The organism is Candidatus Accumulibacter vicinus (assembly GCF_000584955.1).
Classification (GTDB): domain Bacteria; phylum Pseudomonadota; class Gammaproteobacteria; order Burkholderiales; family Rhodocyclaceae; genus Accumulibacter; species Accumulibacter vicinus.
On the sequence record NZ_JDSS02000043.1, the window covers coordinates 48,546 to 58,344 of the forward strand.

The 9,799-nt window shown below is 62.0% G+C and carries 7 protein-coding genes; 5 read left to right on the top strand and 2 right to left on the bottom strand.

Translation table 11 applies throughout. From position 1 onward, the window contains the following. From mfd to mgtE, 3 genes are all read left to right on the top strand, one after another. Positions 1–3,310, top strand: a 3,310-nt coding sequence (mfd, locus tag CAPSK01_RS18520; RefSeq protein ID WP_273704053.1) for a transcription-repair coupling factor, incomplete at its 5' end; no start/stop codon positions are given. Beyond that, positions 3,307–4,380 carry a 3-deoxy-7-phosphoheptulonate synthase gene (locus CAPSK01_RS18525; protein ID WP_034930202.1) on the top strand — a complete coding sequence of 358 codons (1,074 nt, stop codon included), beginning with the start codon at positions 3,307–3,309 and terminating at the stop codon, positions 4,378–4,380. The genes mfd and CAPSK01_RS18525, both read left to right, overlap by 4 nt. Before the next feature lie 114 nt (positions 4,381–4,494). Continuing rightward, positions 4,495–5,883, top strand: a complete 1,389-nt coding sequence (gene mgtE / locus CAPSK01_RS18530) for a magnesium transporter (RefSeq protein ID WP_034930205.1) — start codon at positions 4,495–4,497, stop codon at positions 5,881–5,883. 128 nt (positions 5,884–6,011) lie between these two features. Here the strand turns inward: mgtE and CAPSK01_RS18535 are convergent, their stop codons facing one another. Continuing rightward, positions 6,012–7,490 (bottom strand): CYTH and CHAD domain-containing protein, encoded by a 1,479-nt coding sequence (locus tag CAPSK01_RS18535; protein ID WP_034930207.1) that lies wholly within the window; start codon positions 7,488–7,490, stop codon positions 6,012–6,014. Positions 7,491–7,518: 28 nt separating this feature from the next. Continuing rightward, complete coding sequence (locus CAPSK01_RS18540) at positions 7,519–8,484, bottom strand: potassium channel family protein (protein ID WP_273704054.1); 966 nt, start codon at positions 8,482–8,484, stop codon at positions 7,519–7,521. A gap of 48 nt (positions 8,485–8,532) precedes the next feature. On the opposite strand from CAPSK01_RS18540, the gene CAPSK01_RS23945 reads away from it, so the two are divergent. Together CAPSK01_RS23945 and CAPSK01_RS18550 are read left to right on the top strand one after the other, a co-directional pair. Next, positions 8,533–8,862 carry a hypothetical protein gene (locus CAPSK01_RS23945; RefSeq protein WP_273704055.1) on the top strand — a complete coding sequence of 110 codons (330 nt, stop codon included), beginning with the start codon at positions 8,533–8,535 and terminating at the stop codon, positions 8,860–8,862. A gap of 74 nt (positions 8,863–8,936) precedes the next feature. Next, complete coding sequence (locus CAPSK01_RS18550) at positions 8,937–9,626, top strand: class I SAM-dependent methyltransferase (protein ID WP_273704056.1); 690 nt, start codon at positions 8,937–8,939, stop codon at positions 9,624–9,626. Positions 9,627–9,799 lie beyond the last annotated feature (173 nt).

The following is a 9,799-nucleotide window of genomic DNA, read 5'->3' on the forward strand; positions in this document are numbered from 1 at the left end:
GCGGCGCATGCTGGCAGTGCTCACTGCCAGCGCCGGCGACGCACTCCGTCTGCTGCAGGAAATTCCCTGGTTCGCGGCCGATCTGCGCGTCCGCCTGCTACCCGACTGGGAAACGCTGCCCTACGACAGCTTCTCGCCACACCACGACCTGGTTTCCGAGCGACTGGCAACGCTCTATGCAGTCATGCGCGGTGAATGTGACGTGCTGCTGGTCCCCGCCGGCACGGCGGTCTACCGTCTCGCACCGCCGGCCTACCTGGCGGCCTACACTTTCTTCCTCAAACAGGGTGAGAAGCTCGATCCGGGGCAGTTCCGCACCCAGATGACGCTGGCCGGTTACGCGCTGGTCACGCAGGTCGTGGCACCGGGCGAGTACGCGATCCGTGGCGGTCTCGTCGATCTCTTCCCGATGGGCTCGCCACTGCCTTTCCGCCTCGACCTCTTCGACAACGAGATCGAAAGCATCAAAACTTTCGACGTCGACAGCCAGCGCACACTCTATCCTGTACCCGAGGTTCGCCTGCTGCCGGCACGCGAGTTTCCGCTCGACGACACGGGTCGCACCCGTTTCCGTCAGCGTTTCCGGGAGGTTTTTGAAGGCGACCCCGGGCGCTCGAGGATCTACAAGGACGTCTCGAATGGCCTCGCGGCGGCCGGAATCGAGTACTGGCTACCCCTTTTCTTCGAGGAAACGGCCACCCTTTTCGACTACCTGCCGCGCCACACCGTGCTTTGCCTGTACAGCACGGTGCCGGCAGCGATCCGGGATTTCTGGCACGAGGCACAGTCGCGCTACACCATGCTTGCGGGCGACCGTAGCCGTCCGCTGCTGCCCCCGGCCGACCTCTTCCTGGCCGAAGAACCGTTCTTCGTTGCCGCCAAGGCTTATGCCCGAATCGACTTGAAGGCCGACCAGGAGGGGCCGGCACGCGGCCTGCCCGGGCTGGCCATCGACCGCCGCGCCGACCACCCGCTCGGTCGTCTGCAGGCCTTTCTCGCCGCCTTTCCCGGCCGTGTGCTGGTGCTCGCAGAAACCGCCGGGCGCCGCGAAACCTTGTCCGGACTGTTCTCGGAATACGGCCTGAAACCACACGCCTGTGCCGGTTTCAGCGACTTCCTGGCGACCGACAGCCGCCTGTCGCTGGCAGTTGGCCCGCTGCATGACGGCTTCCAGCTCGCCCAACTGGCGGTCGTCACCGAAGCCGAACTCTACGCCGACAGTCCGTCGCGGCGCGCTCGCCACGTGGCGCAGCGCAGGGCGTCGGTCGACAACTGGCTGCGGGATCTCACCGAACTGAAGGTGGGGTCGCCGGTCGTGCATGAGCAACACGGCATCGGACGCTATCGGGGCCTGGTCCACCTGGATCTGGGCGAAGGCGAGATGGAGTTCCTCGAACTGCACTACGCCGGCGACGCCAGGCTCTATGTCCCCGTATCGCAGCTACACGTCATCGCGCGCTACTCGGGCTCCGACCCGGATACGGCACCATTGCACACCCTCGGCTCTCAGCAATGGGAAAAGGCCAAGCGCTGCGCCGCCCTGCAGGCTCGCGACACCGCCGCCGAACTGCTCGCGCTCTATGCCCTGCGCGCCGCCAGACAGGGCCATGCCTGCGAGTTCACGACCCATGACTATGACGCTTTCGCCGACGGTTTCGGTTTCGAAGAAACGCCCGATCAGGCCACAGCCATCGCAGCGGTCATCGAGGACATGCAATCAGGCCGGCCGATGGACCGCCTGGTCTGTGGCGACGTCGGCTTCGGCAAGACCGAGGTCGCCTTGCGCGCCGCTTTCTGCGCGGTGGCCGGTGGCCGGCAGGTTGCCGTTCTCTGCCCGACCACCCTGCTCTGCGAACAACATTTCCAGACTTTCAGCGACCGTTTTGCCGACTGGCCGGTCAGAATCGCCGAACTCTCTCGTTTCAAGACCGGCAAGGAAGCGGCGCAGGCCCTCCAGGAGCTGGCCGACGGCAGGCTCGACATCGTCATCGGAACGCACCGGTTGCTGCAGAAAGACGTGCGTTTCGGCCGTCTCGGGCTAGTCATCATCGATGAGGAACACCGCTTTGGCGTCCGCCAGAAGGAAACGCTCAAAGCGCTGCGCGCCGAGGTCGACGTGCTCACCCTGACCGCGACGCCGATCCCGCGCACGCTCGCGATGTCGCTTGAAGGCCTGCGCGACTTTTCGGTGATCGCCACCGCGCCGCAGAAGCGCCTGGCGATCAAGACCTTCGTCAGCCGATTTTCCGACGGCGTCATCCGTGAAGCACTATTGCGAGAATTCAAGCGCGGTGGGCAGGTCTATTTCCTGCACAACGAAGTCGACACCATCGAGAACATGCGCGACAAGCTGGCCAAGCTGTTGCCCGAAGCACGCATCGTCGTCGGCCACGGCCAGATGAACGAACGCGATCTGGAAAGGGTGATGCGCGACTTCACGCAACAACGGGCCAATCTGCTGCTGTGCACGACGATCATCGAAACCGGCATCGACAACCCGCACGCCAATACCATCATCATCAACCGTGCCGAAAAATTCGGTCTCGCCCAGTTGCATCAGTTGCGCGGTCGGGTCGGACGCTCGCACCATCAGGCCTACGCCTATCTGCTGACGCACGACGAGGCCGCGCTCAACAAGCAGGCCAGGCAGCGCCTGGAGGCCATCCAGATGATGGACGAACTCGGTGCCGGTTTCTATCTGGCGATGCATGACCTCGAAATCCGTGGTGCTGGCGAGGTGCTCGGTGCCAACCAGTCCGGGGAAATGCAGGAAGTCGGTTTCAACCTGTTCACCGAAATGCTCAATCGCGCCGTCGCGGCGCTCAAACTGGGCAAGGAGCCAGACCTGATGCAGCCATTGGCGATCGCCACCGAAATCAAGCTGCATACGCCCGCCCTGCTCCCCAGCGACTACGCTCCCGACGTCCACGAAAGGCTGACGCTTTACAAGCGCCTCGCCGACTGCGTGACGGCAGAGGCCCTGGCCGACCTGCAGGAAGAGCTGATCGATCGCTTCGGAGCGTTGCCGCCACAGGCTCGCGCTCTGCTCGACAGCCACCGGCTGCGCCTGCTCTGCAGGCCGCTCGGGATCAGCAAGCTCGACGCCAACACCGAGCAGATCGTCGTACAGTTTGAAGCCCAGCCGCCGATCGACCCGATGCGCATCATCCATTTGATCCAGAAGAACCGCAACTACCGCTTGGCTGGCCAGGACAAACTGATCCTCAAACGCCACTGCGCAAGCCTTGGCGACCGCGTTGCCGCGGTCAAGGACATCATTCATCAACTGAGCACGCAGGCAAATACATGACTACCTTCGACATCGACAACATCAACGTTACCGCCTTCGACCCCATGCCGTCGCCAGAGGAAATCCACGCCCAACTGCCTCTCTCGGCAAGCGCCGCCCGCCTGGTCATGCACGGCCGTGAGGTCTTGCGCAACATCCTCGACCGCAGCGACCCGCGCCTTTTTGTCGTCGTCGGCCCGTGCTCGATCCATGATCCGATCGCCGGACTCGACTATGCGCAACGCCTGAAGGCTCTCGCTGACGAGGTCAGCGAGACGCTCTACCTGGTGATGCGGGTCTATTTCGAAAAGCCGCGCACGACCACCGGCTGGAAAGGCTATATCAATGACCCGGATATGGACGATTCCTTCCGTGTCGATCAGGGAATGCTGAAAGCCCGCGAATTTCTCCTCAAGCTTGCCGAACTCGGCCTGCCCGCCGGCACCGAGGCGCTCGACCCGATCGCGCCGCAGTATCTCGGCGACCTGATCTCCTGGACAGCGATCGGCGCCCGCACTACCGAATCGCAGACACATCGGGAAATATCGTCGGGGCTGTCAACCCCGGTCGGCTTCAAGAACGGCACCAACGGCGATATCGGCATTGCCGTCAATGCCATCCTTTCGGCCGCACGGCCACACAGCTTCCTGGGCATCAACGCCCAGGGGCGCACGGCCATCGTTCGTACGCGCGGCAACCGTTATGGTCACCTGGTTCTGCGCGGCGGCGATGGGCGTCCCAACTACGATACGGTCAGCGTGCAGATCACCGAGCAGGCGCTGCGCAAGGCGGGTCTGCCAATCAACATCGTGGTCGACTGTTCGCACGCCAACAGCTACAAGAAGCATGAGTGGCAGCCGCTGGTGATGGCCGATGCGGTCAACCAGGTCCGGCTCGGCAACCAGTCTTTGGTCGGAATGATGATCGAGTCGAATATCATCGCCGGCAATCAGGCAATCCCGGAAGATCTCTCGCAACTCAAATATGGCTGTTCGGTCACTGACGCCTGTGTCGACTGGCAGACCACCGAGCAGATGATCCGCAGTGCCGCCGGACTGCTGCACGAGGTGCTGCCCGGTCGAACCGGTTGAGGTACGACCGCCGGGCCCTCTATTCTGACTAATTGATGGACCAATGAACAACCTCCCGGTAGACTGCTGGGTTTGACGATCAATCATACACACTGCATATCGGGGGGAACTGTCATGCAAATCAATGTCGAAACCAAGCCGGTTGCCTCTGCCGCCTACAACACCCGGAAGAAGCGACTCGTCGAAACCATCGACCGACTGTATCACCGCAATGCCAAGGCGTCGCTGCAGAAGGTGATCTCCAGGCTTCACCCGGCTGACATGGCATCGATCCTCGACGAGTTGCCCCCGGAGCATGTGGTGGACGTCTTCTACACGATCAGCGACACGGCCATGGCGGCTGAAGTCTTCAGCCAGTTGTCGCCGAGCCTGCGTATGGAGGTGATGACCGAGTCGCCAATCGAACAACTGGCGGCGGTCCTGCAACACGTGGCGCCGGACGACCTGGCCGACCTCGTCGGGGATTTGCCCGAAGATCAACGGGCACAACTGATGGCCTTGCTCGACCGGGAAAGCAAGGACGAAGTCGAAAGCCTGCTGCAGTACGACCCGAACAGCGCCGGCGGCATCATGACTACCGATTTCTTCTCGCTCCCGCATACCCTGGTAGTCGAAGAAGCGATCGAAAACATTCGCAGCCGCGAAGACGTCGAGATGGTTTTTTATCTCTATCTGACCGACGAAGCGGGGCGGCTGGTCGGGGTCGTGTCGTTGCGGCAGTTGCTGCTGGCCCGACCGGGAACGCCTCTCGACAAGGTCATGAACCGGCGCGTGATGAAAGTCACCACGGATGCCGACCAGACCACCGTCGCCATGCTGGTTGAAAAATATCACCTGCTGGCCGTGCCGGTGGTCGACGAGGAGAATGTGTTGGTCGGGATGGTCACGGTCGATGACGTCATCGATGTCCTCGAGGAAGAGACGACGCGCGACATGCTGAAGATGGCTGGTACCAGCGAGTCGGAAACGCTCACCCACTCGGCCTTCAAGATCGCGGGTATCCGTCTGCCCTGGCTGCTCGCCGCGTTCATCGGCGGTCTCGCGGCGACTGCGGTGATCGGGCGCTACGAAGCGATTCTCGGTGAGGTACTGGTGTTGAGCGCCTTCTTGCCAGTGGTCATGGGCATGGCCGGCAACGTCGGTGTGCAGTCGGCCACCGTCGCGGTACGTGGCCTGGCGACCGGTGCGATCGACGTCCGCGATACCGTGCCACTGGTGCTCAAGGAGTTGCGCGTCGGTCTGCTGCTCGGTGGTTTCTACGGTGTGATCCTGGCCATCTACGGCTACCTGATGCACGACAGCGTCAGTCTTGGGCAGGTGGTCGGCCTGACGATCCTCGGCAACATGACCGGCGCAGCCTTGCTGGCCGTGCTCCTGCCGATGATCTTTCAGCGCCTGAAGGTGGACCCGGCGGTTGCCACCGGTCCGTTCGTGACCACCGCCATCGACATTCTCGGCGTTCTCAACTACTTTGTGATCGCCAGCTGGATTTACAAGCTGTAGCCGATCAGTCGTCCTGTCGGACAGCGCCAGCCCGCAGCGTCCCCTTTGCTGCCGGCACAGCCGCACAGCGACAATCTCTGGCGGCGCGCCGGCTTCCCGGCTGGCGCGAACGAATCGTCACGAGTCGTCTACCCTGCTTTCCAGGGTACCGGCTGTTGCTGAAAATCGTTGAGTCGCCTGGCGAATTCGGGGAGCAGTGAATCGGTCTGGGCCGCCAGCCAGCCTGTAATCACCTGTCCCTGGCCAGCAGTTGGCGCCTCGGCAGCGAGTTGCGAAGCCACTGCCAGGTCGTTGAGACGTCCGAGCAAGTCCTGCAGGTCGCTGGCTGACTGGTGGTAATTCGCCAGCACCGGGCCGGTCAGGATCGGGGTAAAGAACTCGACCGCGTAGCGCAGTTGCTTGAACGCGACGCGCAGGCGGTGACGGGCCGCATCATCATCCGTTCCCAGCGCAGCCGCGGCGCATTCCTTGACGCGCTTGGCGCGCTTGTCGAGGCAACGCGGGACGAAGCGTGTGAGCGACCCGGCGGCATCGTCCGGCAGAGACCGGGTGGCGGCACTGAAATCGATCAACAGGCGCGAATACGCGGCCGACTTGAGCGCGCTTCTGCTGGCTTTGCGACTGTTCGCGCAGCGTCTCCGGGCATGGCTCGACAAACGCTCGACCTCGACCCTTCCCGGCAGTGCGTCGGCGAGAGCAGGCAAGGTTTCCGCGAGGAAGACATCCCAGTTGCGGGTGTCGCCCAGTTTGTTCGCCAGTTCCTGCCAGAGCGGATCGAAACGGGTCACGAAAGCCTCTGGCAGCCGTGGCTGCCAGAGACGGATCGCCGATCGTAGCCGACGGATGGCGACGCGCGCCTGGTGAACAAACTCGGGCTCGTCGCTCTGGCAGACACCGGCTTCATTGTTTTGCAGATGGTTCAGGCAGGACAGGACGATCAGGCGAAAGGCCTCGATGCTCGACATCGCGGCGTTGGTCGGCACGGGCAGTGCTTTCACCGCCGTCAGCGGCAGGTCGGCCAGCAGGCGGTAGGCACGTTCGGACTTGCTGCTGGCTTCCGGGTGCAGCGGCAGGCTGGCCTGCAACTCGGCGGCCGCGGCGAACAGATCGCTGACCGTTCCATCGAGCAGTTCCAGTTCAATCTCACGGATCGTCTGGCGTTGCCCCCGCGCTTCGATCCAGCCGCGGTCCAGTGCCAGTTCGATGCGCACGCCCGCGCGCGGTTCCAGCAGCCAGGTATGGCGCATGAAGCGGGTGGTAAAAGCGGGTTGCAGACCCTCACGAAGTGATTCGAGCAACTCCCGGACGCTGCCATCCAAATGCGAAAAATCGAACTCTCCGGGCCGGCTGGGAACCTCCCACTCGCTACGCTGTGCCAGTCCGGCGGTAAGCATCGGCGCAGTCTTGACGGTCAGCAGCCACTGCCGGCCCTTTTGACGGTGTCGAACGACCATCTGCTCGCGCCGCAGGCGCTCGTCATGGGTATCGTAATAGGTATTGATCAGCAGTTGCCGATGTCGTTCGATGTTGCTCAACATGGCTTGCTTCGCCAACACCTCTGCAGTGCGTGCCGATAGGGACAGTTTGATTTCAGTTTCGGTGGCCATCGCAACCCCTCATGCTGGAGAAAGAGAACTAGGACATCTTTTCGATCAGATGTGCCTTGAGTTGTGCACGTCCCGAAGGATTGGCCAGAGCGATGATGATACTGCCAGCGTGGATGAGGTCATCGACCTTGGGATTGAATATCCAGGCGCCATCCTGCTCGCGTACCGCCAACAGGATATAGTCCGGGCTGCGCAGACGCAGGTCGCCGACACGGGTCTGCGGGAAATTAACAGGCACCGGAACCTCTTCGACACGCACGTTCTTGTCCGACCGGATCATCTCGTCGAGGAAGCCGACGACGTGCGGTCGGACCATTGCTGACGCCAGGCGAATTCCACCGGTGAAATCTGGCGAGATCACCGCGTCGGCGCCTGCCTTGCGCATCTTCTCGACATTTCGTAGTTCCTGGGCGCGTGCCACGATGCGCACGCGCGGGTTGAGCTGTCTGGCGGTAATGATGATCATCAGATTTCGCGAATCATCACCGGTCACTGCAAACAGGCCGCGGGCATCCTCGATATCTGCTGCTTCCATCAGATCATCGTCGGAGGCGTCGCCGTGCAGATAGAGCAGTGCGGGAAATTTGTCGAGGTTCCCCTCCAAACGCTCGACTTCGATGTCGATGGCGACGAAATGTCGGCCGGTATTGTGCAGTTCGCGACCGACGCTGCGGCCGACCCGCCCGAAACCGCAAATGATGAAATGCTGCCGTAGCTTATGAATGCTTTTTTCCATCCGTCGTCTCCGCAGGGAATAATCCAGATCCTTCTCGAGGAAGAACACTGACAGGCTGGTGAACAGGAAGGTCAGCGCGCCCAGGCCGGAAATGGCAATGAACCCAGCGAAAAGGCGGTGCTGAAGCGAATGGAGAGGGATAATCTCGCCATAACCGACCGTCGAGATGCTGATCAGGGTCATATATACCGCATCGGACCAGTTCCCGTTGTCACCGGCAATCCGATAGAAACCGAGTATCCCGACAGCGGTCAACACCAGCACCGCCATGCCCGCCCATACGATACGCAGGACAATGCGCCGTAATTGCGTGGCTATCCCCCCCTCGGATTCCCGTATACGGCGAAGGCGGCGAAGGCGCTGGCGAGCCTGCAACTGGTCGTCAAACATGCAAAAAAGAGGTGTCTGATTGGAAACGGATCATCATCCGGGAAAGCTTGGCTGACGATGGCGAAATCAGGCCAGCAGGAAACGGAGCCCGATATGCCGAGTGGGCGAGATTGGCACATCCGCGAACAATTGTCCACGCTTGCGACTGTAGCGGCCACCTTTCAGCCGCAAAATTCTACCGCGGAAAGCGACCGCGGCCAGCAAGATTCCGATCTGGTGGCGATTGTCGCCACAACCGCGTGCTAATCTGCAGTTCAAATGGGTTTACCATCGCCTCTAGGACCATCCTGCGCAGACCCGTTCAGTCACCGACCACAACCATGCCATCATCCACCACACTCGAACAAATCACTGCCCGGACACTCGCCCATTACCAGCAATGTGCCGAAGACTTTCGCGAAGGCACGCGCAACCACGACGTGAGTCAGAACATCGCCGCGCTCCTGCGCCATATCCACGGCCAGCCACCCTTCACGATTCTCGACTTCGGCTGTGGCCCGGGCCGCGATCTCAAGACCTTTACCCGCCTCGGTCATCGGGCCGTCGGGCTGGACGGAGCCGCGAACTTCGTCGAGATGGCACGAAGCGACACGGGTTGCACGGTCTGGGAACAGGATTTCCTGAGTCTTGATCTCCCGTCAGGGCATTTCGACGGGGTATTCGCCAATGCCTCGCTGTTCCATGTCCCCAGCCGGGCGTTGCTGCGCGTTCTGCGACAACTGCACGCCGCCCTCAAGCCGGACGGCGTCCTGTTCTGCTCGAACCCGCGCGGGAACAATCAGGAAGGCTGGCATGACGGACGCTATGGGGTTTTCCACGACCTCACAGCCTGGCGACGCTGGCTGCTGAATGCGGGCTTCGTCGAACTCGAGCACTATTACCGCCCGACCGGCCTGCCGTGCGCGCAACAGCCCTGGCTCGCCAGTGTCTGGCGCCGGGCGGCCGGGAACGGCGACCGCTCTTGCATCCCTCTCCCGGGTCCGGAAAAGGGGCAACTCGTGAGTCGCTGATGCGACTTTCACCATAACCGTAGCCAACACTCTGACCATGTCAACCGAAAAACGCTTTGCACGACGCCAATCGAACTTTCGAGCCAGCCGCCGAATCGCCGAGGCGATTCTGGATTATGTCGGCCAGATCCCGGCCACCAGCGAATACCGAAAACAGAAACCGGAAGGCTACG

Excerpts from the sequence above, each read along its gene's own strand:
- CAPSK01_RS18525 (WP_034930202.1), top strand. The coding sequence starts at position 3,307 with ATGACTACCTTCGACATCGACAACATCAACGTTACCGCCTTCGACCCC.
- mgtE (WP_034930205.1), top strand. The coding sequence starts at position 4,495 with ATGCAAATCAATGTCGAAACCAAGCCGGTTGCCTCTGCCGCCTACAAC.
- CAPSK01_RS18535 (WP_034930207.1), bottom strand. The coding sequence starts at position 7,490 with ATGGCCACCGAAACTGAAATCAAACTGTCCCTATCGGCACGCACTGCA.
- CAPSK01_RS18550 (WP_273704056.1), top strand. The coding sequence starts at position 8,937 with ATGCCATCATCCACCACACTCGAACAAATCACTGCCCGGACACTCGCC.